This window comes from Dyella japonica A8, from assembly GCF_000725385.1.
Classification (GTDB): Bacteria; Pseudomonadota; Gammaproteobacteria; order Xanthomonadales; family Rhodanobacteraceae; genus Dyella; species Dyella japonica_C.
Genome location: NZ_CP008884.1, coordinates 4458104 through 4483072 on the forward strand (window position 1 = coordinate 4458104; position 24969 = coordinate 4483072).

26 protein-coding genes and 1 riboswitch are annotated in these 24969 nt (G+C 65.9%); of the genes, 3 read left to right on the plus strand and 23 right to left on the minus strand.

Annotated features, from left to right (window positions below):
* Nucleotide 1: 1 nt before the first annotated feature.
* The 8 genes from HY57_RS19005 to HY57_RS19040 all read right to left on the minus strand — a co-directional run bounded on the left by HY57_RS19005 (nucleotide 2) and on the right by HY57_RS19040 (nucleotide 8051).
* Nucleotides 2–1234, minus strand: coding sequence for an ABC transporter permease (locus HY57_RS19005; RefSeq protein WP_019464534.1), 1233 nt, complete (start codon nucleotides 1232–1234; stop codon nucleotides 2–4).
* A 10-nt stretch (nucleotides 1235–1244) separates the two neighbouring features.
* Entirely contained in the window at nucleotides 1245–2558 is a 1314-nt protein-coding gene (locus tag HY57_RS19010; protein ID WP_026033797.1) for an ABC transporter permease, read from the minus strand.
* 61 nt (nucleotides 2559–2619) lie between these two features.
* A complete protein-coding gene (locus HY57_RS19015) occupies nucleotides 2620–3342 on the minus strand; it encodes an ABC transporter ATP-binding protein (RefSeq protein WP_019464536.1) in 723 nt (240 codons plus the stop codon).
* A 52-nt stretch (nucleotides 3343–3394) separates the two neighbouring features.
* A complete protein-coding gene (locus tag HY57_RS19020; RefSeq protein ID WP_019464537.1) occupies nucleotides 3395–4666 on the minus strand; it encodes an efflux RND transporter periplasmic adaptor subunit in 1272 nt (423 codons plus the stop codon).
* A gap of 192 nt (nucleotides 4667–4858) precedes the next feature.
* Nucleotides 4859–5446: a hypothetical protein gene (locus HY57_RS19025; protein ID WP_019464538.1), complete on the minus strand. Its 588-nt coding sequence runs from the start codon at nucleotides 5444–5446 to the stop codon at nucleotides 4859–4861.
* 183 nt (nucleotides 5447–5629) lie between these two features.
* Nucleotides 5630–5857, minus strand: a complete 228-nt coding sequence (gene hemP / locus HY57_RS21760) for a hemin uptake protein HemP (protein ID WP_019464539.1) — start codon at nucleotides 5855–5857, stop codon at nucleotides 5630–5632.
* A 70-nt stretch (nucleotides 5858–5927) separates the two neighbouring features.
* Nucleotides 5928–6818: a subclass B3 metallo-beta-lactamase gene (gene bla / locus HY57_RS19035; RefSeq protein WP_019464540.1), complete on the minus strand. Its 891-nt coding sequence runs from the start codon at nucleotides 6816–6818 to the stop codon at nucleotides 5928–5930.
* 264 nt (nucleotides 6819–7082) lie between these two features.
* Nucleotides 7083–8051 (minus strand): potassium channel beta subunit family protein, encoded by a 969-nt coding sequence (locus HY57_RS19040; protein ID WP_019464541.1) that lies wholly within the window; start codon nucleotides 8049–8051, stop codon nucleotides 7083–7085.
* A gap of 148 nt (nucleotides 8052–8199) precedes the next feature.
* Between HY57_RS19040 and ahr the strand changes: the two genes are divergently transcribed.
* Entirely contained in the window at nucleotides 8200–9207 is a 1008-nt protein-coding gene (gene ahr / locus HY57_RS19045) for an NADPH-dependent aldehyde reductase Ahr (protein ID WP_019464542.1), read from the plus strand.
* A 21-nt stretch (nucleotides 9208–9228) separates the two neighbouring features.
* Nucleotides 9229–9474, plus strand: a complete 246-nt coding sequence (locus tag HY57_RS19050) for a DUF6868 family protein (protein ID WP_019464543.1) — start codon at nucleotides 9229–9231, stop codon at nucleotides 9472–9474.
* 53 nt (nucleotides 9475–9527) lie between these two features.
* Here the strand turns inward: HY57_RS19050 and HY57_RS19055 are convergent, their stop codons facing one another.
* From HY57_RS19055 to HY57_RS19105, 11 genes are all read right to left on the minus strand, one after another.
* Nucleotides 9528–10103, minus strand: coding sequence for a hypothetical protein (locus tag HY57_RS19055; RefSeq protein WP_019464544.1), 576 nt, complete (start codon nucleotides 10101–10103; stop codon nucleotides 9528–9530).
* Nucleotides 10104–10142: 39 nt separating this feature from the next.
* A complete protein-coding gene (locus HY57_RS19060; protein WP_019464545.1) occupies nucleotides 10143–11297 on the minus strand; it encodes an acyltransferase family protein in 1155 nt (384 codons plus the stop codon).
* Nucleotides 11298–11963: 666 nt separating this feature from the next.
* Nucleotides 11964–12464, minus strand: coding sequence for a phosphatidylglycerophosphatase A family protein (locus tag HY57_RS19065; RefSeq protein WP_019463817.1), 501 nt, complete (start codon nucleotides 12462–12464; stop codon nucleotides 11964–11966).
* Complete coding sequence (gene thiL, locus HY57_RS19070; protein WP_019463816.1) at nucleotides 12461–13438, minus strand: thiamine-phosphate kinase; 978 nt, start codon at nucleotides 13436–13438, stop codon at nucleotides 12461–12463. The genes HY57_RS19065 and thiL overlap by 4 nt, the downstream gene beginning before the upstream one ends.
* 29 nt (nucleotides 13439–13467) lie before the next feature.
* Nucleotides 13468–14007, minus strand: a complete 540-nt coding sequence (locus tag HY57_RS19075; protein WP_019463815.1) for a GNAT family N-acetyltransferase — start codon at nucleotides 14005–14007, stop codon at nucleotides 13468–13470.
* Nucleotides 14007–14444: a transcription antitermination factor NusB gene (gene nusB, locus HY57_RS19080; RefSeq protein WP_019463814.1), complete on the minus strand. Its 438-nt coding sequence runs from the start codon at nucleotides 14442–14444 to the stop codon at nucleotides 14007–14009. Before nusB ends, HY57_RS19075 begins: the two co-directional genes overlap by 1 nt.
* A complete protein-coding gene (gene ribH, locus HY57_RS19085; protein WP_019463813.1) occupies nucleotides 14444–14905 on the minus strand; it encodes a 6,7-dimethyl-8-ribityllumazine synthase in 462 nt (153 codons plus the stop codon). Before ribH ends, nusB begins: the two co-directional genes overlap by 1 nt.
* A gap of 43 nt (nucleotides 14906–14948) precedes the next feature.
* The gene (gene ldcA / locus HY57_RS19090) at nucleotides 14949–15914 is read right to left on the minus strand and encodes a muramoyltetrapeptide carboxypeptidase (protein WP_019463812.1); all 966 of its coding nucleotides are present in this window, start codon (nucleotides 15912–15914) and stop codon (nucleotides 14949–14951) included.
* Between the two features lie 178 nt (nucleotides 15915–16092).
* Nucleotides 16093–17184, minus strand: coding sequence for a bifunctional 3,4-dihydroxy-2-butanone-4-phosphate synthase/GTP cyclohydrolase II (gene ribBA / locus HY57_RS19095; protein ID WP_019463811.1), 1092 nt, complete (start codon nucleotides 17182–17184; stop codon nucleotides 16093–16095).
* A 196-nt stretch (nucleotides 17185–17380) separates the two neighbouring features.
* Nucleotides 17381–18022: a riboflavin synthase gene (locus HY57_RS19100; protein WP_019463810.1), complete on the minus strand. Its 642-nt coding sequence runs from the start codon at nucleotides 18020–18022 to the stop codon at nucleotides 17381–17383.
* Nucleotides 18023–18155: 133 nt separating this feature from the next.
* A riboswitch (FMN riboswitch) is annotated at nucleotides 18156–18322 on the minus strand.
* Nucleotides 18323–18418: 96 nt separating this feature from the next.
* Nucleotides 18419–19330 (minus strand): LysR family transcriptional regulator, encoded by a 912-nt coding sequence (locus tag HY57_RS19105; RefSeq protein WP_026033683.1) that lies wholly within the window; start codon nucleotides 19328–19330, stop codon nucleotides 18419–18421.
* 89 nt (nucleotides 19331–19419) lie between these two features.
* Between HY57_RS19105 and HY57_RS19110 the strand changes: the two genes are divergently transcribed.
* Nucleotides 19420–20430: a zinc-dependent alcohol dehydrogenase family protein gene (locus tag HY57_RS19110; protein ID WP_019463808.1), complete on the plus strand. Its 1011-nt coding sequence runs from the start codon at nucleotides 19420–19422 to the stop codon at nucleotides 20428–20430.
* A 40-nt stretch (nucleotides 20431–20470) separates the two neighbouring features.
* On the opposite strand, the gene HY57_RS19115 is transcribed toward HY57_RS19110, so the two are convergent.
* The 4 genes from HY57_RS19115 to nrdR all read right to left on the minus strand — a co-directional run bounded on the left by HY57_RS19115 (nucleotide 20471) and on the right by nrdR (nucleotide 24901).
* Complete coding sequence (locus HY57_RS19115; RefSeq protein WP_019463807.1) at nucleotides 20471–21487, minus strand: Gfo/Idh/MocA family protein; 1017 nt, start codon at nucleotides 21485–21487, stop codon at nucleotides 20471–20473.
* Nucleotides 21484–22353 carry a phytanoyl-CoA dioxygenase family protein gene (locus tag HY57_RS19120; RefSeq protein ID WP_019463806.1) on the minus strand — a complete coding sequence of 290 codons (870 nt, stop codon included), beginning with the start codon at nucleotides 22351–22353 and terminating at the stop codon, nucleotides 21484–21486. The genes HY57_RS19115 and HY57_RS19120 overlap by 4 nt, the downstream gene beginning before the upstream one ends.
* Nucleotides 22354–22385: 32 nt before the next feature.
* Complete coding sequence (ribD, locus tag HY57_RS19125) at nucleotides 22386–23486, minus strand: bifunctional diaminohydroxyphosphoribosylaminopyrimidine deaminase/5-amino-6-(5-phosphoribosylamino)uracil reductase RibD (protein WP_026033682.1); 1101 nt, start codon at nucleotides 23484–23486, stop codon at nucleotides 22386–22388.
* A gap of 896 nt (nucleotides 23487–24382) precedes the next feature.
* Entirely contained in the window at nucleotides 24383–24901 is a 519-nt protein-coding gene (gene nrdR / locus HY57_RS19130) for a transcriptional regulator NrdR (RefSeq protein ID WP_026033715.1), read from the minus strand.
* Between the last annotated feature and the right edge of the window lie 68 nt (nucleotides 24902–24969).

A 24969-nucleotide genomic window follows, 5' to 3' on the forward strand; every position in this document is an offset into this window, starting at 1 on the left:
CTCACACGGAGCGCGTGGCTTCCACCGGTGACACGCGTGAAGCGCGCATGGCCGGCGCCAACACCGCACCCTGTCCCAACAGCAACAGCGCGATGACACCCGCCAGCACATAGGTCAGCGACAGGCGTGCCATCTCGAACTGCGTCACCAGCCACAGGTTCATGCCAATGGCGAGCAGCGCGCCGATCACGACGCCGGCCACGCCGATCAACAGATTCTCCGTAAGGAAATAGTTGAGGATGTCGCCCTTGGTCGCGCCCAGCGCACGCCGCACGCCGATCTGCTTGCGACGTTGGCCGACCCAGAAGCTGGTGAGGCCCACGATGCCCGCCGCCGTGATGGCCAACAGCACCAGGCACACCACGCCCATCAGGAGGGCCATGCCACGATCGCCTTTGTAGGCCTCCTCGCGCACCTGTGCAAAACTGCGGACGCCGCGCTCGCTCGAAATCACGCGCATCCGGTTCGTCTTGATCAGCATCGCCGGCGCCGCCTTCAGTACGTCGGCCAACTGGCCGGGCTTGGCGCGGATCAGGTAGTTGGTGGCCGCACCCGTCATCTGCACGGGCTGGATCAGCGAGTTCTCGTAAAACTTGTCGGACCACGACGCATTCCAGGGCACGCCCAGGCGCTCCACGATGCCGATGATGGTGGCTGGCTTCTTGGTGTCGCCGATGTAGATGGGCTTGCTCAGCGCGTGACCATCCGGATACATCTGGTCGGCGAGCGCCTTGCTCACGATGACCACGGCGGGATCGGGCACGCCCTGCGGATCGGCCTCGATGATCTCGTCGGAGCGGAAATTGCGGCCTTCAACCAATCGCAGCCCCATCGTCGGAAGGGTGTGCTCGTCAGCGAAGTACTGCGTGGTGTGCCCCTTGGAATCCTTCGCGTCCACATCGGTGCGCACGCCGGTCGACCAGCCACCGCCACGCAGCGGGTAGGAGTTGATGGCGATGGCATCCTGCACGCCGGGCAACTGCCGCAGCGCCGCGAGGTCCGCCTTGATGAGCGGCCCGGCTTTCGCCTCGTCCACGCCGACGAAGCGGCTCTGGATGGCCATGAGGTCGCCTTCCACCAGGCCGGTCGGACGGTGAACGCGCTCCAGTCGCTGGCTGATGATGAAGAGCGCGTTGCAGACGATGGCCAGCGTCAGCGCAATCTGCATCGCGATCAGGATGGTGCCGGCCTTGTGGCGTCGGAGAGCGGCGAGAATGGGCTTGATATGCATCATGATCGTCGCCTCAATTGGATTTCAGCTGCCACGCTGGCTGTACCTGCGCGGCACGCCACGTGGGATAGAAGGCCGCCAGCACGGTCGCCAGGATCGCGACTAGCATGGTCAGCAGCACCAGCGATACGTCCAGCGTGGCGAGCTTGGCGATGTCCGGCTCGAATACCAGCGACACGCCCATCACGCCAATGCCGGTCAGCAGAAGTCCCAGCACGCCGCCGGCCAGACCAATGGCCGCCGCTTCGATCAGGAACTGGATGTAGATCTCCTTGCGGGTTGCGCCCAGTGCACGGCGCACGCCGATCTCCGAGGAGCGGCGCATGAACTTCGCCAGCAGCAGGCCCACCGTGTTCACCAGGCAGATCAGCAGGAAGCCCAGCGACACCAGCAGCGAAACCTTCGCTTCCTGCGGCACCACCTTCTGGTACTCAAGCCACTCGGTGACGTTGCGCAGGCGCGTGTTCGGCGCCCAGCGGAAGCGACCGGAGCGCTGCTGCTCGGCCGAATAGCCGTTGAGGTACTGGTGGTAGGCATCGGCCTCGGACCGGGTCGGCAGTTCCACCCAGAAGCCCACCCACACGCATTCCGAGTGAATCCACGAATCCCAGCCCTTGCCCGGATCGTGGCTGCAGTTGTTGTTGCCGTTGGTCGGCGTCTGCAACTCCACCGCGCGCGTGAACGGGATGAACACCTGGATCGGGTCATCGAAACCGTTGGTATTGATGACGTCGTAGAAGACCGGCTCGGGATTCCACCGGTCGGCCACGCCGACAATGCGGTAATCGCGGCCGTTGAGGTTGACGTTCTGGCCGACGCTGTTCCTGCCGTTGAACAGCTTGTCGTTGAGCGCCTTGCCGATCACTGCCACGGCGGCATGCGCATCGTCCTCGCTGGCCGACCACGCGTGGCCGTACAGGAAGGGCACGTCGAACATGCCGAACGCATCCGCGTACCAGCCGTAGCTGGTTTCGCGGAACGGCAGCATGGAGGCGTCCGTCGGCACGATGGACATCTGCGTCGGATACAACGCCGTCTGCCGCTTCGCCCGCTTGTCGCGCATCAGGTTGACGGCATCGGTATAGGTCATCGCATTGGGCGGCTCGCCCTTGGCGTCCGGGCCGACATCCGGCCCCCAGTTGTCGATCTGCGGCACGTAGAGCTGCGAGGACTTCTGTGGGATGGGGTTGTTGGAGGTCGCGCGGAACACCGAGTAGGTGGTCATCGACGCGGCCACGCCACAGCCGATCGCCAGCACCATCAGCAGGGTCAATAGCGGGTTCTTCCTGAGACTGCGCAATCCAAGCTGAAGGTAGTAGGCGAACATGGTGATCCCCGTGGCGATAGCCGCCTCCCGCCACGCGGCGGGAGGTATCGATGGCAGGCGGTCAGGCCGGCGAGTTGGCGCGGGCGGCATGCACGGCGTGGTGGAAGCGCGGGTCTTCCGCCAGATCCACCACCTGGCCGTCGATGATGTGCACGTTGCGCTGGGCGCGAGCGGCCAGCTCCGGATCGTGCGTCACCATGACGATGGTAGCTCCCTCGCGATGGATCTCTTCCAGCAGCTCCATCACGCCACGGGCCATCTGCGTGTCCAGGTTGCCGGTGGGTTCGTCCGCCAGCAGCAGGCGCGGCGAGCCGGCCAGCGCGCGGGCAATGGCGACGCGCTGCTGCTGGCCGCCGGAGAGCTCCGCCGGATAGTGCTTGGCGCGCGAGGCCAGGCCCACGCGCTCCAGCGCATCCATGATGCGCTGCTTGCGCTCGGGCGCCTTCATGCCGCGATAGCGCAGCGGCACTTCGACGTTGTCGAACACGTTGAGGTCGGGGATCAGGTTGAACGCCTGGAAGATGAAGCCGATCTTCTCGTTGCGGATCTTCGAGCGCTCGTTGTCGTTGAGGTTGCTCACCTCCACGCCGTCGAGGTGGTACTGGCCGCCGGTGAAGGTCTCCAGCAGGCCGGCGATGGTGAGGAAGGTGGTCTTGCCCGAGCCGGACGGACCGGTGACGGCCACGAACTCGCCTTCGTTCACGTTGATGTTGAAGTCGCGCAGCGCATAGGTCTCCACCACTTCGGTGCGGTAGACCTTGGACAGATGGGTCATCTTGAGCATGGTTGTGTCCTTCACTCTTTAGTGGTGTTTGATGGGTATGGCGTGGTGGTGATCAGTTGCTGATGGCGACGCGCTGGGCGCCCTTGAAGCTGTCGGTACCGGAGATCACGATGTTGTCGCCTTCCTTCAGGCCATCGAGGATCTCCACCTTGTCGATGCTGCTGGCGCCGACGCGGATGGGGTGCTTCTCCGCCACGCCGTCGTGCACGAGGTAGGCATAGCTGCCGCCCGATTCGTCCACGAAGGAGCCGCGCTGCACGGTGAGCACGTTGTCGCGCTTGTCGAGCAGGATGCGCACGGACAGGCGCTGGTTCTGGCGCAGCTGCTTGGGCGTGGCGCCATCGAAGCGCAGGCGGGCAGCCACTTCGCCATTCACCACTTCCGGCGAGATGGCGCTGACCAGGCCCTTCCACGTGCTGCCGTTGCCGCTGATCTCGCCGGTCATGCCGATGCCGAGGTCGCGGGCGAAGCTTTCCGGCACCTTCATTTCCACTTCGAGCGCGGAGAGATCGATCACGCTGAGCAGCTGGGCGTCCTTGGCCACGGTGGCGCGCTCAGCGATGAACAACTGGCCGACCTGGCCGTCGACGGGCGACTTCACGTTGAGGTCGTCCACCTGGCGCTGCAGGTCCTTCACCAGCAGCAGCTGGCGATCGTGCGCGAGTTTCTTGGACTGGATCTCGAAGTTGAGGCTGTCGGTGTTGGTGGCCAGGTCGGACTTGGCATGCTCGAGCGTAATGCGCATCTTCTCGAGCGTGTCCTTGGCCTTGTCCACGTCCATGCTGGGCACGGCGCCCTGCGAGAACGCCTTCTGGTAGCGGGCGAGATCGCGTTGCGCGCCCTGCTCGTCGATGTTGGCGTTGTCGTAGGCCTTCTGCAGTTCACCGCGCGTCTTGCGCGCGTCGATCTGCGCGCGCAGGTAGTCCACCTGCATCGCATCGGCGGCGCTCTGTTCCTGCGCCAGCTTGTTGGTCAGCTCGGGGCTGTCGACGACGGCGAGCACCTGGCCCTTCTTCACCGCGTCGCCCGCGTGCACCTTCATCGTCACGGCGCCGCCGTAGACGGCGTAGAGCGTCGGGCTGACCGCCGCCACCACCTTGCCTTCGGCGGCAATGTCGCGGACGAAGGGGCCGCGCTCCACCGTGGCGAAGGCCAGGCGCGAGCTACTCACGGAAGCTTCGGCCGAGAACAGGCGCCCAATGCGCGGGCCGAACATGGCAAGCAGCGCCAGCACGGCGGCGCCGATGCCGATCAGCACGGCCCGGCGCTTGCGATTGGGTTTGACCTCGACCAGACGGTCTTGTGCGGAGGTATCGCGAATCATCGATGGGTCCCTGGCCGCGGACAATGGCGGCCCCTGACCCTATTGAGCAATCCGCGTGCCAAGCTGGACTTGCCGATTTATCCGCTATAAATCAGCAAGTTGGAAACAGTCGGCGCGGCCGGACAGTTGTCCGCGGACACCATCACGGACAGGCGGACAAGCGTCCGCGGACGCCGCCCCCTCCAGTGGCCCCTAGTCCAGCGCGGGCGCCAGTTCCACCGCCGCCGCCCGCGCCACGTCGCGCGCGATCCCCCGCCCCAGCGGCGAAAGTTGTCCCAGTGGCGCGGCGCCAAGCACGTCGAGGGAGGCCAGCCGCCGCGTCTGAAAACACACCAGCTCGGCGATCGTGGCCTTGCAGGCCACCTCGCCCGGGCACACCGGCGCGGCGGGCAGCAGCGCACCGCCCGAGAGCAGCGCATCCCACGCGAGATAGTCCGTATCGGGCAACAGGTGCAGCCGGGCGCAGAACGTGCCGGCAGCGTCGAGGCAATCCATCCATTCGCGCGGACCATCGGCGCCGATCATGCTCGATGCCCGCAGTTCCGTGGTGTGCAGCAAGGCGGCGAGATCTTCCCGCTCCACCAGCCAGCCGGACACGGGATCCGGCATCGTGCGAACCGGTGCGCAGGCGGCGGGCAGGTACAACACGCCTCCCAGCAGTGGCAAGCGCGCGGCAAGCTCCGCGCCCGAGATCGGGACGGCGCTCCGGCTGATGGTCCATGCGGTGGTGTCGGCGCAGGGCCGGACGGCGGCGAAGGCGTGTGCTAGCCAGCCAAACATCATCGTGCTCCTAGTCAGGAGGCGACCCGGCTGGCGTTCGGCAAGAAGCGCGTGGCGATAGGCCTGGGGAATGAACCCGGCGCGCGCGCCGGGAGAAGAAAGGCATCCATGCCCATGAAGCTCCCTCGGGGGGACGGTGTCACCGCCGTCGGCCCGTACTTCGCGCACGGGCCGACGCAACCCTTACTTGGTGAGGATGAGCTTGTCGTTGCGGGTGAGCCGCAGGTGGTACTCGCTGCCCTGGTGCTGGATCACCAGCTCGCGCTCGCCTTGCAGCAGCGACAGGCTGGAGACGCGCCGCACCGGTGCGTCGACGGCGGGGCCGGCAGCCCTGGGTTTGAGGCTGAGCAGGCGGAACGGGCGGGCCAGGGCGTCGGCGCCCGCAGGGAGGGACAGAACCGTCGTGGTCATGGTGAAGCTCCGCAGGAGAGTGGCGACACTCAGATGATAATAATTCTCATTTGAGTGTCAACCACCTGATTTACGGTGCGGCCTTCTGCCCTGCCCGCTCCTTGGCCAGCTTCGCGTCGAGCATCCGGGTACCTTCGGCGGCATAGGCGCGACAGGCACCGGCGTCGATCAACGGATCAGGCTTGCCTGCCGCGTCCCGGCGCGCGACGCGCTCGAGCAAATCGCTCGCGCCGGGATGCGGCGTCATCAGGATGTCGCAGGGCAAGGCGGCTATCACGGCGATACCATGCCTGTAATTCTCGACCCGCTCCGGATACGCCGGATCGCTGTAGCGATAATCGGAGCCGTCGGCGGTCAAAGCGCTCAGGCTGTCGGCGTAGGCCATGTGCAAGCAGCGGCCGGCTTCGCACGATTGCCAGGTCCAGGTGGTGCTGCCAGGCGTGTGGCCGGGCGTGTAATGCGCCGTCACTTCGACGTTGCCGACACGCGCAACCCCGCCATCCGGAATGGTGTCGACGTGGGCCACGCGCGGGTACTCGCTCGCTTCGCCAAACTGGGGATCCTCCGGATCGTGACCACCCAGCATCATCTCCTTCGCACCTGCTTCGCTGGCCGCGACACGTGCGCCGCTGTCGCGTGCGATCGCGGCGATGGCGCCAGCATGATCGAAATGCGCGTGCGTGTTGAGGATCAGCTTCACGTCGTGCAACTGGAAGCCCAGCGCCTTGATGTTGGCTTCCACCTGCGCGGCGTTCTGCGGCAGCGTGCCGTCGATCAGCACCAGTCCCTGCGACGAACCGATGAGGATCGCGCTGAGCCCCTGCGTGCCGACGTAATAGGTGTCGCCGTAGATGTGGAAGGGCTTGTGCGATTGCGTCCAGTCCGGGTGGTCGCCGGCGTGGGCCGATGCGGCTGCGACCAGGGCAAGACAGGCGGACAACACGTGACGTAGGGGCTTCATGCGGCGGCATTCCTTGTGAAGAGTCGCGGCAGCATGCCAGCGCCACTGGGCGACAGCGAGCAATCGTCAGGCAAGACCAGGGCAAAATCTGGCGAGTTTGGGGCTGTGGAGCCAAACACCATGGCTCCCCTTGTAGGAGCGCACTTGTGCGCGACCGCAGAGCCTCGGCGTGCGATTGCACTCAGCATCAATGCCAACCACAACATTGTCGCCGCTTCGTTGGCTGTCGCGCACAAGTGCGCTCCTACAACGTGGCATCACGCTTCAGGCCACCGCCTGCCCGATACGCTTCAGCACCTCGGCATCGAGCTTCGGCAACAACGCGAGAGCGCCCAGGTTCTGCTCCAGCTGCTCGAGCTTGCTCGCGCCCAGCATCACCGTCGACACATGCGGATTGACCAGGCACCAGGCGATGGCAAGTTGCGCCATCGACACGCCAAGCTCCGCCGCGATGGGGGCCAGCCGGCGCACCTTGTCCAGGCGCGAGGCATCGTTCTCCAGCACCGCCTCGCGCAGCCACTCGTAACCCGGCTGGGCCAGCCGCGACTCCGATGGCACGCCCTGGTTGTACTTGCCGCTCAGCAAGCCGGAGGCCAGCGGCGACCAGATGGTGGTGCCCATGCCGTAGGCGTCATACAGCGGCGCGTACTCCTGCTCCACGCGCTCGCGATGCAGCAGGTTGTACTGCGGCTGCTCCATCGTCGGCGCGTACATATGATGTTCCTTCGCCACGCGATGGGCTTCCACGATGGCCTCGGCCGGCCATTCACTGGTGCCCCAGTAGAGCACCTTGCCCTGGCGTACCAGCGTATCCATCGCGGCCACCGTCTCGACGATCGGCGTATCCGGATCAGGGCGATGGCAAAAGTAGAGGTCCAGGTGTTCCACGCGCAGGCGCTGCAGGGCCTGATGGCAGGCTTCGATCACGTGCTTGCGCGACAGGCCGCGTTGCGTGGGCAGCGGGTTGTCCACGGCGCCGAAATACACCTTGCTCGACACGCAGTAGCTGTCGCGCGGAAAACGCAGGTCGGCCAGCACGTCGCCCATCAGCGTCTCGGCCACGCCGTTGTTGTAGGTCTCGGCGTTGTCGAAGAAGTTGATGCCGTGGTCGTGCGCCATGGCCAGCAGGTCGCGCGCCAGCGAACGCCCCACCTGCGTGCCGAACGTGACCCAGGCGCCGAACGACAGCGCGGACAGTTGCAGGCCGGATTTGCCAAGACGTCGGTATTGCATGGGGGCGCTCCGATGGATGGTGACTCGCCAGCATGCCAAGAGCATGCGTGGTTCGTCCATCGCCGCGGTTTACACGCGGCGCCGACGCTGCCCGCCCTAGACTGGATTTTTTGGCGCATGCCGGTCATTCGCAGCGGAGCAGCACCCCATGTCGATGATGAAGGGTTGGGCCGTCCAGCAGGCGGGCAAACCGCTGGTGCTTTCGGAATTCGACCTGGGCCCGCTCGGACCGGAGCAGGTGGAGGTGGCCGTGGATTACTGCGGCATCTGCCACTCCGACCTGTCGATGATCAACAACGAATGGGGCATGTCGCGCTATCCGTTCGTTCCCGGGCACGAGGTGATTGGACGCGTGAGCGCGCTTGGCCCGCAGGCCAAGGGTCTGAGCATCGGCCAGCGCGTGGGCATCGGCTGGAGTTCGGCCAGCTGCATGCACTGCAGGCAGTGCCTGTCCGGTCACCAGAACCTGTGCCGCGAACTGGAGGCCACCATCGGCGGCCGCCATGGCGGTTTCGCCGACAAGCTGCGCGCGCACTGGGCCTGGGCCATTCCCCTGCCCGAGGGCATTGACCTGCCCAGCGCCGGCCCCTTGCTGTGCGGCGGCATCACGGTGCTCAAGCCCTTCCTTGCCTACGGCATCAGCCCCACCGCCCGCGTGGGCGTGGTCGGCATCGGTGGCCTGGGCCACATGGCGATCAAGCTCGCGCGAGCCTGGGGCTGTGAGATCACCGCCTTTACCTCCACCGCCGCCAAGGCAGACGAAGCACGTGCCTTCGGTGCGCACCACGTGGTGTCCAGCCGCGACCCGAAGGCCATCGGCGGCCTCGCGCGTTCGCTCGATTTGCTGCTGGTGACGGTCAACGTGCCGCTGGACTGGGGCGCGATGATCAACACCCTCGCGCCACGCGGGCGCATGCATGTCGTGGGCGCGGTGGTCGAGCCCATACCGGTGCCGATCTTCTCGCTGATGGGGGCTGAGCGCGAGATCTCCAGCTCACCCACCGGCGCTCCCGAAGACATCGCCACGCTACTGGATTTCGCGACGCGCCACGACATTCGCCCACAGGTGGAGATGTTCCCCATGTCCGACGTGAACGCCGCGCTCAAACACCTGGCCGACGGCAACGCGCGCTACCGCATCGTGCTCAAGGCATAAGTCACCGGGAGGAAGCCAGCCATGATGACCATCGCACTCCTGCGCAGCGTGCTCGGCTGGAGCGCTCTGCTCAACCTGCTGCTGGTGGTCGTGTGGTTCTCGCTCTTCCTGGGCTTCCACGACCGCATGTATGCGTGGCACCGGCGTTGGTTCCGGCTGAGCGGGGAAACCTTCGACGCCATCCACTATGCCGGCATGGCCTGGTACAAGATCGCCACGTGGCTGCTGTTCATCCTGCCGTACGTGGCGTTGCGCATCAGCGCCTAGCGCCGCCACGACAGCCGCCCGGATGGACGGCCGTCGCGCAGGTGCCTGGCGCCTTACGGCAGCGTATGGACGTCCGTTCGCTTGTCCAGGCCCTGGTCGGCCTCCGGGCGCCACATGGTGCTCTTGAGTGCGTCACCGGTGCTCCAGGCCTTCAGTGCGGCAATCAGCGGCGCGTTGTCGCCGTCCTTGCGGACGTAGAAATCGAGGTGGCGGAAGTCATCGCAGGCCGTGTCGCAGTGGTAGCTGGAAAAACCCAGCGCCTCGATCTGGCCGTATTCATTGACGATGATCGCCGCCGCACTGCCGCCGCACTCACGCGTCGGGCAGGCCGTGAACAGGTAATGGTTGTCCGCCAGCGCCTGCACCGCCGGCGAGGAGCCGCCCAGCGCCGCCAACGCCTGCTCGCTGACCGAGCGGCTGCCGCGGAAATAGTTGACCTTGCTGTCGCCGGCGAAATGCCCCAGTGCCGTCACGAATCCGCTCGCGCGCACCAACTGGTTGGCGTCCGCGCAGGTGGATGGATCAATCATCCGGCATGGCCCCACCGGTGCGGCCGTGGCGGCGAACACGGAACAGGGCACGATGGCCAACAGCAGTACCAGACAAACGATGCGCATGAGCTTGCTCATAACACCCTCCCCTTGGAGTGAGTTCCCCTTAAACCCGCATCAGGCAGCCTCCGTGCCGGCTCCGGCGGTGAGACCGGATGGTTGCGCCGATGCCGACGCCTGATGCACCACACGTTCCCGCAGCGTGAGGAACGGTCGCTCCACTCCGTAGTGGAGCAACGCCCCCACCGCCAGCACCGCCGACGCATACCCTGCGAAAGTCAGTACCCCGTGGCCATCCAGCCCCGCCCCCGCGACGGATTCCACGACATGGAACACCGCCTTGTGTGACAGGTACAAGCTGTACGACACCGCCGCCAGCCACCCCGCGCCGGGCACGCGCCACCGCGCGAGCACACCCGACGTCTGGGCGCCGGCGAACACCACCAGCCCAAGGCCGAAGGACAGCAACGGATAGCCCACCACCGTGGGAATGAAGCCGGTCCGATCGCGGAACAGCCAGATCGCACCGCCGACTACCGCCACCCCTGCGAGCAGAAAGCCGTTGGCATGTCGCCCCCATCGGGACCAGACGACAGGCCGGTAGACCCTGGCAGCAGCCAGCATCACGCCCATCAAAAGGCCGTCCAGACGGGACCACGTGGGATAGTAAATGCGCTCAAGGAACGCTTTTCCATAGGAATTTTGGTCAATGCCCGCCGCCGGGGCCAGGTCGTGCAGCCACAGCGCACCGCGCACCAGCATGCCCGCCAGCACGATGCCGGTGCATACCACTGCGAACCGGCGCACGGAGGAATGCCGCGCGAGCCACCATGCCAGTAGCGGGAAAACCAGGTAGAAATGCTCCTCCACGCACAACGACCAGACGTGCGAGAACGCCAGGTGGTCCCTGGCATCGATGAACAGATTCACCGTGAAGGTCAGGAACTGCCACAGCGGCTGCAGCTCCCCCTGCTCGCGGATGGATGGCCAAATGAAGTACGCCGCCACCATCACCAGGTACGCCGGCAGGATGCGGAACGCCCGGCGCTGGTAAAACTCCCCGAACGAAAACCTCCCGCCCTCCGCCAGCGGCTTGAGCACCTGCGCCCCGATCAGGAAGCCGCTGAGCACGAAGAACAGGTCCACCCCCATCCACCCGTTCTTCTCGATCCCCCCGAAATGCCCCCAGCCGCCAATAAAGTACGAATGAAAAACCATCACCCACACGATGGCGACGGCACGCAGCACGTCCAGACCCGGCAATCGGCTCACGCTTGCTCCCCTTCCTTAGGTTGTTCCCCCGCGGCTTCGATGCGGATGCGTCGAATGATGGCCGCGACGGCGGAATATATCGCGGTGCGCGGGGTGAACTTCGCCCGATTCATGGCGATATCGGGGCAATGTGTTGTGGGCTTTCGTGGTTGCCCTGGAAAGCCGGTCAGTTGGCAGCGAAGCAAGAGAATGCGGAGCGGCGTTGCGCTTTAAGTCCTCTTGGCCATGGCGCGTTGCGAGGCGCTTGGAAGTACCCGCTGTGTAGCGGCGGAGGTTGACAAGTAGCAACGACTCTCAGCCGTTCGGGCTTATTCCGACGACATGCTGCCAGCTCTGGCTCTCAAGGCCATTTTCTTTGGGTTACTTTTCTTTTGGGCCAGCAAAAGAAAGTGACTCGGCCTTCGGCAGAAGGTCGAAACGCCCGCTGCGTAAGCGGCCAGATCGCGGTAACGCCTGAGGCGACAACCAAACACCGAGGCTCTGGATCCCGGCCTGCGCCGGGATGACGGTGCTTAGGAAACGAGGCGGCCAGGTTGTCTCCTCACCCCAACCCTTTCCCTGAGGAGAGAGGAAGAAGACCCCCCGGAATTTCGCGCATAGCGATCCCCCCACCATGCGCTGCACCTGTGCAAGCCGCGGCTGCGGCCTGAACAAAAGCGCAAAAAATCAGTTCAACGCGTTCAACACCACCGCGAGCACCACCGCCGCAAACACCCCCGCCACCACATCGTCCACCATCACCCCCACCCCACCCTTGAGCCGTCGATCCAGCGTGCGAATCGGCCAAGGCTTCCACACATCAAACAACCGGAACAACGCAAACCCGATGATCACGGACCACCAATCCGCCGACACCGCCGGAATCAGCGCAATCCACAGCCCGACGAACTCATCCCAGACAATGCTGCGGTGATCGTCCACGCCCACCGCGCGCCCGGCCACGCCACACGCCCACACCCCCACCGCAAACGCCACCACGATCGCGAATACATAAAGCTGCATCGGCAACAGCCGCAGGAACAGCCACGGCACCACCGCCGCCAGCGAACCGAACGTCCCCTGCGCCACCGGCGCAAGACCGGAACCAAAGCCACAGGCCATCCACCCCGCCGGCGTGGCGAGCAGCAGGCGACGTTGCTCAGGGGTGAGTACCTTTTTGTCGCTCATGCGAAATGATCCCAGCCATGCCGTGTGGTTTCGAGCCATTGCCCCTGCGCGTCGCGCACACGCACGCCCGCGCCTTCAACCATGCGGCCGATGCGCGTCGCGCCGCAGCCCAGGCGGGCGAGATCGGTTTGCACATCCACAACCATTGCAGACGGCACCGTGAAACACAGCTCGTAGTCGTCGCCACCCGCCAGCGCGAAATCGCGCACGGCCAGTTCGTCGAAGCTCGCCATCAACATGGGGGAGCGCGGCAAGAGTTCCGCGTCGACTTCCGCACCCAGGCCGCTTTCCTCGCAGATGTGACCGAGGTCGGCAAGCAGGCCGTCGGATACGTCGATGCAGGCGCTGGCGCGCTCGCGCAAGGCCAGGCCGGCGGCAAGGCGCGGCGTGGGACGGTGCAGACGTTCGATCAGGTAGGCCGCGCGCCCGTCACCCTCGTCCACGCGTGCGCCCCGCTGCAGCAGCTGCAGGCCACCCGCGGCATCGCCCAGGGTGCCGGTCACCAACACCACATCGCCCGCACGGGCGCCGGCGCGCGTAAGGGCCTTGCCTGGTGGAACGAAGCCGTGCACCGCCACGCTGATGGTCAACGCGCCGCGCGTGGTATCGCCGCCGATCAGCGCGAGGCGATGCGGCTGGGCCAGCTGCGCGAAGCCTTCCGCATAGCCGTCGATGAACTGCTTCAGTGATTCGGCGGGCTGCGGCGGCAAGGTCAGCGCCAGCAGCGCCCACGCGGGGCTCGCCCCCATTGCGGCCAGGTCGGAAAGATTCACCGCCAGCGACTTCCAGCCGATGTCGGCAGCCGCCGTGCCCACGGGAAAGTGGACACCCTCGACCATAGTGTCCACGGCAATGGCGATCTCCTGCCCCACCGGCGGCGCAACCACGGCAGCGTCATCGCCAATGCCAAGGCGCACGTCTTCGCGGCCCTGGGCAGTGCGCTCGCGGATACGGTCGATCAGTCGGAATTCCATGGCGAGCTTCCTCGTCGGAATGGCAGGACTTATCGGCTGAAGACGATGGTCGGGCTGCCGTGATACGTGGTGTCCTGCCAACGCTTGAAGCCGGCCTTCTCGGCCACGCGGATGGAAGGCAGGTTCTCGGGCGAGATGATGCATACGGCGCGCCGGTCGCCAAAGTGCTGTGCGCCCCAGGCCACGGCGGCTGCCACCGCCTCGCTCGCGTAGCCTTTGCCGTGTGCGTGCGGCGCCAGCACCCAGCCGAACTCCAGCATGCCGTGCAGTGACGGCTCCATGTCGCGCCTGAAGTCAGCGAAGCCGATGTCGCCGATGTAGCGACCACTGGATATCTCTTCGACCGCCCAGTAGCCGTAGCCGAGCACGCTCCACAGGCCCATGTATTGCAAGAAGCGTCGCCACACCTCTTCCCCGCTCAGCGGACGACCGCCGATGAAGCGCGTCACCTCGGGGTCGGACCAGATGGCGACGCGCTCGGCGTGATCGGCGGCGCGGTGCGCACGCAGGCGCAGGCGCTCCGTTTCGATCACGGGAACCACGGACGAACCTGCCGTGGCCCCGTCCATCAACCGCGCTTTTCCGTGGAACGCAACGCGGCAGCCAGCTTGTCCAGCACGCCGTTGACGTAGCTGTGGCCGTGGTCCGCGCCAAAGCGCTTGGTGACCTCGATGGCCTCGTTGATGATCACGCGGTAGGGCACGTCCGGCCGGTACTTCAGCTCATAGGTGGCCAGGCGCAGCGCGGCGCGCTCGATCGGGTCGATCTGGCCGACCTCGCGGTCCACATAGGGCTTCAGGGCCTCATCGATGACCTCGACGTGGCGCTCCACGCCGTGCAGCAGATCCTCGAAGTACTCGAGGTCGGCCACTTCCATGTCCTGCTCATGACGGAACTGGTCGATCACGGCATTCATGCGGCTGCCGCCGATCTGCCATGCGTAGATAGCCTGCAACGCGCGGCGACGGGCGCGCGAACGGGCGGCGAGGTCGATGCCCTGGCTCATTACAGCTTCCCGTAGAGGTTGACCATCTCGAGCGCGGCCAGTGCAGCATCCGCGCCCTTGTTGCCGGCCTTGGTGCCGGAACGCTCGATGGCCTGTTCAATGTTGTCGGTGGTCAGCACGCCGAACGCTACCGGCACGCCGGAGGCATAGGCGGCCTGGGCCAGGCCCTTGGCGCATTCACCGGCCACGTAGTCGAAATGCGGGGTGGAGCCGCGGATCACCGCGCCCAGCGCGATCACGGCCGCGTACTTGCCGGAGTTGGCGACCTTGTGGGCGGCCAGCGCGATTTCCCACGCGCCCGGCACGCGGATCAGTTCGATCGAATCGTCCTTCACACCGTGGCGTACCAGGGTGTCGCGCGCGCCGGCCACCAGGGGCTCGACGACGAAGCCGTTGAAACGGCCGGCAACGATGGCAAAACGGCCTTTGGGCGTGGCGAAATCGCCTTCGATGGTCTTCATGGATATGCGTTTCCTGGGGTCTGGGCCCGGAGGGCCGTCTATTTTACGGAATTTGCGGGAACGTGCCCGGAATGGGCCGGGACACCGCCCCGGCCAGGGTCGGGTGGCCCCGGAAAGTCAGGCTGGCCTGCCCGTCCGCTACCTGCAGGCGGGCCGGCACGCCGAACGGCAGGGTGAACTTGTCCGCCTCGTGGCCAAAGGGCAGGCCGTGGACGATGGGTATCCGCGCCACCCGGGCGATCTGCGCGAAGGCCGCTTCGGTGTCATAGCCGTTGTCGTAGCTGTGCGGGCGGCAGTGGGTGAAATGGCCCAGCACCAGCGCCTTCTGCCGGTCCAGTACACCGGAAAGGTGCAATTGGTACAGCAGGCGCTCGATGCGGAACGGGGGCTCGCCCACGTCTTCCACGAACAGGATGCCGCCGTCGATGGCCGGGAAATACGGTGTCCCCAGCAGGCTGCACAGCATGGCGAGGTTGCCGCCCCATAGCGGGCCTTCCAGGTCCAGCCGGGCATCACCGGGCGTGGCCCAGGCCGCGGCGGCTTCCGGCTCGCCCACGGCGTGCCAGAAGTGTTCCCACATCAGGCCGTTCAGCTCCGGCGCACCGAAGTCGGGGCCGAGCATGGGGCCGCCGAACGTGACCAGCCCGCACTTCACATGGAGCGCCATCTGGATGGCCGTGAAGTCGCTGTGCCCGACCAGCAGGGTGTTCGTGCCGGCCAGGCGCTCGCGCAGGGCGTCGTACTGGATGTGCTCCAGCAGGCGGGTGGCGCCGTAGCCACCCCTGACCGAGAGGGCGATATCCGGCAACGTGGTTGCCGTGGCCAGTGCGTTGATGTCCGCGACCCTGGCCTCGTCGCTGCCGGCAAAGCGATGCTCCACGCGATCCAGCACCGCCGTGCCGTCCACCGTGCAACCGGCCGCGCGCAGGCGCGCGACGCCGCGCGTCATGGCGTCGTGGTCATGCGGGTAGCCCGAGGGGGCGATGAGGCGGATGATGGGAGAGGTCATGGCGTAGGTTTTTGGCTCAAAGCCCAGAGTATGTTGCCTGCGATATGGCGAGGGAGTGGCGGGCTGCGGCCAACCCTCTGTGGGAGCGCACCCTGTGCGCGACAAGCCAACGGAGCGGTGCCGACGCGGCTCCGCGGTCGCGCACAGGGTGCGCTCCCACAAGGTCGGCGACCCGCGATTACACGTACTCGGTCACTTCCAGCCCGAAACCACCCAGGCCCACCATCTTGCGCGGCGTGCCCAGCACGCGCAGCTGGTGAATGCCGAGGTCGGCAAGAATCTGCGCGCCCAGGCCCAGCTGGCGCCACTCCTGCTGCTGCGCTTCTTCCGGCGCCTGCACCGCGGGCTGACGGTTGAGCCGGCGCAGCAGCGCATCGGCGGTGTCTTCGCCGGAGAGAACCAGCAGCGCACCACGGCCTTCGTCGGCGATGCGGCGCAGGGCTGAGGTCACCGTGAGGCCGAGATCGTCGCGATGCAGATGCAGCACATCGGACAAGGTATTGCGCACGTGCACGCGCGTCAGCACCGGCTCGCCGCCGCCCACTTCGCCGCGCGTCAGCGCGAAGTGCAGGCCGTGGCGGATGGCATCGCGATACGCCACGAGGCGGAACGGGCCGAATTCGGTATCGACATCGCCTTCGTACACGCGCTGTACCGTCTTCTCCGTTTCCAGGCGGTAGCGGATCAGATCGGCAATGGTGCCGATCTTCAGGCCATGCTTCTTCGCGAACACTTCCAGCTCGGGGCGACGCGCCATGGAGCCGTCTTCGTGCAGGATCTCGATCAGCACCGCCGAGGGTTCCAGCCCGGCCAGCGCGGCGAGGTCACAGCCCGCTTCCGTGTGGCCGGCGCGCGTGAGCACGCCGCCCGGCTGCGCGGTGAGCGGGAAGATATGGCCCGGCTGCGACAGGTCCTGCGGCTTCGCATCGGACTTCACCGCCACCTGGATGGTGCGCGCGCGATCGTGCGCGGAGATGCCCGTGGTGACACCTTCGGCCGCCTCGATGGAAACGGTGAAGTTGGTCTGGTACGGCGAGGTGTTGTCCACCACCATGGGCTTGAGGCCCAGCTGGCGCGTGCGCTGTTCGGTCAGCGTGAGGCACACCAGGCCGCGCGCCTCGCGCACCATGAAGTTGATGTCCTCCGGGCGCACCATCTGCGCCGCCATGATGAGGTCGCCTTCGTTCTCGCGGTCCTCGTCGTCGAGGATCACGACCATGCGGCCGGCGCGGATGTCTTCGAGGATTTCGGGGATGGTGTTGAAGCTCATGGCAAGTTCCAATGGAATGCTGGTGTCCCGCACTTGCGGGCCTTTTGCTCGTCATTCCGGCGCAGGCCGGAATCCAGTCGCGGTGAGTCCGAGGTCTTACGAAGGCCCATTGCCTTTGACCGGATTCATCGCGACAACCAGGCCTAGACTCAACTGGATTCCGGCCTGCGCCGGAATGACGCTTCGTAGGGAGTGGTCAGGCAAATCCGTGCTGCTTGAGGAACGCCTCATCCAGCCTCGGCGCCTCGCCACCGGCGATCAGCCGTTCGATGTAACGCGCCACCACGTCCACCTCGATGTTCACCGCATCGCCCGCGCGACGCGCATGGAACGCCGTGTGTTCCACCGTGTGGGGAATCAGGTTGACGCCGAAGCGGTGGCCATTCACCTCGTTCACGGTGAGGCTGGTGCCATCGATGCAGATGGAGCCCTTGGCCGCGATATAGCGCGACAGCGCGGCAGGCACTTCGAATACCCAGCGCAGCGAACGGCCGTCCGGCGTGATCGACACCACCTTGCCCACGCCATCCACATGGCCGGACACCAGATGGCCGCCCAGGCGGTCGGCGAGGCGCAGCGCTTTCTCCAGGTTCACCGGGTCGCCGGCCTTGTGCTTGCCCAGCGTGGTGAGCGACAAGGTTTCGTTGGAGACATCCGCGCTGAAGCCTCGCGGCTCCAGCGTCACGGCAGTCAGGCACACGCCAGACACGGCGATGCTGTCGCCCAGCTGCACGTCGGAAAGATCGAGGTCAGCGGTATCCACGTACAGGCGCACATCGCCGCCACGCGGTTCGAGCCGCGCGATGCGGCCCACGCTCTGGATGATGCCGGTGAACATCAGCGCACCTCCCGGACGGAGGCGGCGGAAAAACTGGAACGATGCTTGGACATGAAACGTTTCCCGCGTTGAAAAACAGGCGAAAAACGCCCCAAGGCGTCAGGCAGGCGCGCGCCCGCGAAGGCATGCGCCGTACCGTCTTCTCTCATCCGGACTTTCTGGAAGCCATCGCTGGCTGCCAACCGTCGGCTCCGGCATCGGACCGGATCTGCTGACCTTCCGATGATCTGGAAGCGCTCGCGGGCTCGCCCCGAAGGGCCTACCGCCGGTGGGGAATCTCACCCCGCCCTGAAGACGTCGTTTGTGGTTTGCCGGCGAACCGGCCGGGCGATTCTACACCAACCCTTGTGTGAGCCGCCCTCCCGTTTGTCCACGGTGGCGAACAACGCGTTGCATTCAATGGGCCGTCATGGCCTGCACCAGGAAGTCGATCAGCAGGCGCACCGCGGGCACGCGGTCGGCGCCGGGGAGCCATACGAGGTGGATGGGCGATTCGCTGAACTGCCATGGCGACAGCACTTCCACCAGTCGTTTCTGCGCCACCAGCGCATCGCCCATGTAGTCGCCCATGACGCCGATGCCGACCCCGGCCAGCAAGGCATCCCGCACGGCCTGCACGTCGTTGCTGCGCATCACCGGTTCGACGCGCACGGAGCGTCGACGGCGTTGCTGCTGGAGCTGCCAGAGCGTGCCGGTGCGCAGCCCGCTGAAGGCGACACAGCGGTGGTGCTTGAGGTCGGCGGGGTCGTCGAGGGGCGGCGCTCCCTTCAGATAGGCCGGTGACGCGCAGAGGTAGCGGCGCATGGTTCCCACCCGCCGGGCCACCACCTGGGCGTCCGCCAGCCGTCCCACGCGAACGGCCAGGTCGACCTGCCCCGCCACCAGGTCGACGTAGGTGTCGTCGTAAGTCGCGTCGATGCGGATCTGCGGATGGCGCGCCATGAAACGCGCCACCAGCGGCGCGACGCGTTCGCGGCCGTAGGTTCGCGGCAGATGCAGGCATATCCGCCCCTGCGGTTCGCCGTCGCGCGGGCGCAGGTCGAGGGCAAGGTCGGCCATGACCTGTTCCAGCCGCTCGCAGTGCGCCAGCAGCTCCTCGCCACGTGCGGTGAGCGTCACGCGGCGCGTGGTGCGCATGAACAACCGGGTGCCGACAGCCTCTTCCAGCGACGCAATGCGCCGGCTGAGTACGGAGGGCGTGCACCCGGCTTCGCGGGCGGCGAGGGAGAAGTTCAGCAGGCGCGCGGAAAGGGCGAAGGCCCGCAGCTCGCGCACCCGTGTTGGCGTCAGTTCGAATGATTTATTCATAAACCGAACAAATGATGTGCCATTTGCGCAGATTATCATCCACCCCGCATCGCCCGACCATGACGCCATTCCCACCAAGGAGTCCCGTCATGCGTGCCTATGAATTGCCTGCCTTCGGCCTGGAACACCTGCGCCGCATCGAACTGCCCACGCCCCAGCCCGGCCCGGGCGAAGTGCTGGTGAAACTGGAAGCGGCTTCGCTGAACTATCGCGACCTGCTGATGGCGCAGGGCAACCTGTATCGGGCGGTGAAGCTGCCCATCGTCCCCGTCTCCGATGGCGCGGGCACGGTGGTCGCCGTGGGTGATGGCGTTAGCCGCTTCAAGCCGGGCGACCGCGTCACCACCCTCTACAAATCACGCTGGATCGCCGGCGCCATCCGGCCGGAATGGGTGGGTACGGAACCAGGCGGCCCGGACGACGGCGTCATGCGCGACATGGCTTGTTTCGACGCCTACGCGCTGGCCCCGGCGCCGGCCCACCTGAGCGCACTGCAGGCCGCCACCCTGCCCATTGCCGCGCTGACCGCGTGGCAGGCGCTGGAGCTGGCCAAGGTCACCAGCGGGCAATCCGTGCTGGTGCTCGGCACCGGCGGGGTGGCGCTGTTCGCCCTGCAGTTCGCCAAGCTGCGCGGCGCACGCGTGATCGTGCTGTCGTCGAGCGACGAGAAACTGGAGCGGGCGAAGGCGCTGGGCGCGGACGTCGGCATCAACTACGTCAGGCATCCGCAATGGAGTCCGCTCGTGCGGGAAGCCACCGGCGGCCGCGGCGTCGATGCTGTCATCGAAACCGTGGGCGCGGCGACGCTGCCGCAGTCGATGGAAGCCGTGGCCATGCACGGCTTCATTGGCCTGGTGGGCTTCATGGGCGGCAACGAAGCGACCATCACGCTCACGCAGGCCCTGCTCAGCCGCATCCGCCTTCAGGGTATTTCGGTGGCTCCGCTGGAACAGCACGAGCGCATGGTGGCGGCCGTGGGATACAGCCGACTGGAGCCCGTGATCGATCGGGTCTTCGGCTTTGAGGAACTGGGCAAAGCCTTCGACCTGATGGCCTCGGGTAAACACTTCGGCAAGATCGCCATCGACTTCACGAAGTGACGATCCGCCCGCGCTTCCCGGCGGGAAGCGCGGGCCTGCCTCATGCGCCAATGGCCTGCGCGGTTCCGCGCCGGTACTCGCGCAGCACCTGATCCATCACCCAGCTGGTGCGCGCACCGCTGTCTGCCGTCGACGGGCAGGCGCCCTTCTTCCCGGTCAGTTCGGCCACGATGGTTTCGATCAACGGCTGCTGGATATGCAAGGGATTGGCCACGCGGTACTCGTGCGAGCCATCGACGTTCTCCACATGGATCGGACCGTCGCCAAAGGTAGCGAAGGTGATGCGACCCTTGTCGCCGATCACTTCGACCTGATCGTGGTGCTTGAAGCTGTCGAAGTTCCAGATACCGGTGCCGAGCATGCCGTTGCCGAAGGCGAACGACATCGCCACGCCATCTTCCACGCCATAGGCGCCCAGCTGATTGCTGGCGTTGCCTTCCACGGAAACGATGGGCCCGAACAGCCAGTCGAGAATGTCGAGCGTGTGGCAACCGATATCCATGAACACACCACCGCCCGAGATCTCCGGCACCACGTGCCACGGCAGGTTCGCCGCGTCGTGGTAGCGCGGGTGGTGCGGTTCGTACAACACCGTGTTGACCATGCGCGGCTTGCCGATGGCCTGCTGGCCGTAGATCAGCTCGCGCACCTTCTGAAAGCGCGGCAGGCTGCGGCGGTAGTACGCCACGAACACCGGCACATTCGCCTGCTTGCCGGCATGGATGATCGCCTCGCATTCGGCATGGTCCATCGCCATGGGCTTTTCCACGTAGACCGGTTTGCCCGCGGCAATGCTCATCAACGCGTACTGCTTGTGCGTCGATGGCGGCGTGGCGACGTACACGGCGTTGACCTCCGGGTCGGCGATCAGCTTGGCTGCATCGTCGTACCAGCGCGGCACGCCATGGCGCTCGGCGTAGTCGCGCGCCTTGGCGCCATCGCGGCGCATCACCGCGACCAGGGCGGAGTTGGGCGTCTTGCTGAAACCCGGGCCGCTCTTCACCTCGGTCACGTTGCCGCAACCGATGATGCCCCAGCGTATCGCTGCCGTCGTCATGTCGTCTTGAACTCCTGCTTGAGGAACTGCTGGTGATAGGCGTGGAACACGTTCACTTCCGGGTGACGCGCACGCTCGACCAGGTGCGCACGCAGGGCATCGCGCACGCAAGGCTCGAGCGAGGAAAGGTAATCCAGGCTGTATTCGGTATGGTCGAGCACGCCGAAGTGCAGCGTCGGCGCATGCTGCGTTGAGTGAAAGCCCAGGTGGATGGTGATGCGGCGATCCTTGAGCACGCCGCCCCAGCCGCGATGCACGGCGTAATTGTTGTAGAACACCGCCTCGCCCGGCTGCACTACAATCTGCTTGCCCGCCGTCAACTCCGGCGCGTCCACCGGGGCGATCTTCTCGGAGCTGCCGAAGATCGCGCGCTCTTCCTCATCGAGCTGGCGACGATGACTGCCGGGCACGATCCACAGGCAGCCGTCCACCGTGAGCGGCATGTTCATCTGCACGTAGTTGTAGTGGTAGTCGTCGCTGAACCAGCGCGTATCGATCTGCTCGTCCGGCACCTGCAGCACGTCGCGGTGCCAGCCCTGCCGGTAATCCACGCCCGCGTCGCCATAGAACAGCGACGCGCCATCGATGATGATGCCCTCGCCCAGCAGGTCGCGGCACACAGCGAGGATGTCTTCGTTGCAGATGATGTCCTGGACGCCGCGGATCGCCTTGCCGGGCTGCAGGAACTGCAGGTTGCTCATGCGCTGCTGCGTTTCGCCACGCTCACGCCGCGCGTCTTCCACGGCGGCGACATAACGCGCCACGCTCGCGTCATCGAGGATCTTGCGGATCAGGTAACCCTGCTCGCGGAAGAAGCGGCGTTCTTCTTCGCTCAGGGCATGGCGTGGCGGGGTGGTGTTCGTCATGGTCGAGTGGGCTATCGGGTTCGAGGACGCGCTCACGGGATCGGCCGCAGTTGCAGCCGAAGGTCTTCGCCCAGTATGCGCCGATCGATGGTGCGTAGCTTCCAGCGCGACGCCATGTCGGCCAGAACCGGCAGGCCAAGCAAAGGCCGTGCACTGTCGCCCAGCAGCACCGGCGCCACGTACAGCAGCAGTTCGTCGACCAGCCCGGCCGCGAACAACGCGCCGCACAAACTGGGGCCGGCCTCCACGTGGACCTCGCTGATCTGGCGCCGCGCGAGCTCGTCCATGACGGCACGGATATCCATGGCGCCGCCCTCCTCCGCCACGACGGCCAGCTCCACCGCCTGGAAGCGTGGATCGACCGGCGCGTACTGCTCGTTGTGCAAGACCAGCGTCGGCATGGTGCCGTCGAGCACGTGGCTGTCCGATGGTGTACGCAGCCGGTTGTCGAGCACGACGCGCCACGGCGGCGTGAATGCTTCGTCTCCGGGCAGCCGCACGGTGAGTCGCGGGTTGTCCGCCAGCACCGTGCCGGATCCGGTGAGGATCGCGGAACTGCGCGCGCGCCAGCGCTGCACGTCGGCACGCGCGGTTTCGCCGGTAATCCATTTCGACTCACCATTGGCGAGCGCGGTGCGTCCGTCCAGGCTCATCGCCAGCTTCACGCGCACCCAGGGGCGGCCGCGCTCGATGCGGCTGAAGAAACCGATGTTCAGTTCGCGCGCAGCCTCGCGCATCAGGCCGGTTTCCACAGTGATGCCGGCGTCGCGCAATTTGCCGATGCCACGGCCAGCCACCTGCGGGAACGGATCTTCCGACGCGATCACCACTCGCGACACACCCGCGGCGATCAGCGCATCGGCGCACGGAGGCGTGCGGCCGTGGTGGGCGCAGGGTTCAAGGGTGACGTAGGCCGTCGCACCTCTTGCCTTGTCGCCGGCCTCCCGCAGCGCGTAGACCTCGGCGTGAGGCTCACCGGCGCGCTGGTGGTAGCCGGTGCCAACGATGTCTTCGCCATGGGCGATCACGCAGCCGACGCGAGGATTGGGGTGCGTGGTGTAGAGGCCGCGTTCCGCCAGGCGCAGGGCGTGGGCCATGTGGGCGTGGTCGGTGGCGGTGAATGTTGGGGACATGGCTTGGCGCTTTAGGGGGCGATGAATGGGGTCAGTTTAGCCTCCCGGCCTCATAAGAGCCGTCATCCCGGCGTAGGCCGGGATCCAGTTTCGGCCACGTTTGGTTGTCGCCTCGTGCGTTCCCGCGACCGGGCCGCTTACGCAGCGGGCGTTTCGATCGTCTGCCGACGCTCGAGTCACTTTTCTTTTGCTGGCCCAAAAGAAAAGTAACCCAAAGAAAATGGCTTGAAGAGCCAGAGCTGGCAGCATTTCGATGGGATAAGCCCGAGCGCGTGAGGCAGGTCGTTGCTTAGCTACCTTCGCCTCTACACAGCGGGTACCTCCAAGCGCTTCGCAACGCGCCATGGCGATGAGGACTTAAAGCAGCCCCTCTCTTCGCTTCGGCCCTGATGGACCCACACGCCCGCCCGCTTTTCTCTTTTCTGTGGGAGCGCACCCTGTGCGCGACAACCTAACGGAGCGGTGACCACGAGACGCCGCTGTCGCGCACAGGGTGCGCTCCCACAGGGGACTCGCCTCTTTGGGTGCCCCGCCGAGGGCTCGGCTTTTGGCTTTGGCTTTTGGCTTTTGATCTCCCAGGTCCCCGTATGACGCGGCGGGCGGGTGGAGATCAGGCCCCGCAGGGGTGCCTGGGAGGGATCCCTGGCACTTTTCGTCGGGGCAGGATGCCCCGTCGAAAAGCCCGGAACCCGACCGCGAACCTTCCGGGCAACGCCCGGAAGGCGCGTCATCCGGGGGGCCCTTTCTTTGGGTTACTTTCGACGCGAAGCTAGTCCCTGTGGGGCGCCGGGATGACGGCTAAAGTAACGAGGCGATAAGGCGAGCCCGCCCATCAACGCCGCAGCCATTCATGGCTGCCCCTGCACCCCATCGGAGAGAAGGAGCAAAGCGCGCGCTCAGGACTTCTTGCGCCGCGCCACACTCTCGCCCAACAACGACAACTGCAGCGCCTCAAGCTCCGGCAGGTCGCGCTCCAACTTCTCGATCTCCTCGCGAAACGCCTGCACATCCTCGAACTTCCGGTACACGGAAGCGAAGCGCACATACGCCACCTGGTCGAGCTTCTTCAGCTCGCGCATCACCAGTTCGCCGATCTGGCGGGAGGGCACTTCGCGCTCACCGCAGCGACGCAGGTCGTTGACGATCTCGCGCACGGCGGTGTCCACCGAATCGGTGGGCACCGGGCGCTTCTGCAGCGCGCGCTCGAAGCTGACGCGCAGTTTGTGCTCGTCGAACGGCTCGCGGCGTTCGCCGCTCTTCACGATGGAAGGCAGCTTGAGCTCGGCTGTTTCGAACGTGTTGAAGCGTTCGCCGCACTTCGGACACTCGCGACGACGACGCACGGTGGCGCCGTCTTCGGCAAGGCGTGAATCGATCACGCGAGTGTCTTCGTGCTGGCAGAAAGGACAATGCATCAGTGCGTCGGAAATGGAGAATGGGAAATAGGGAATAGCAAAAGCACCACACGCTTCGAGAATCGGGT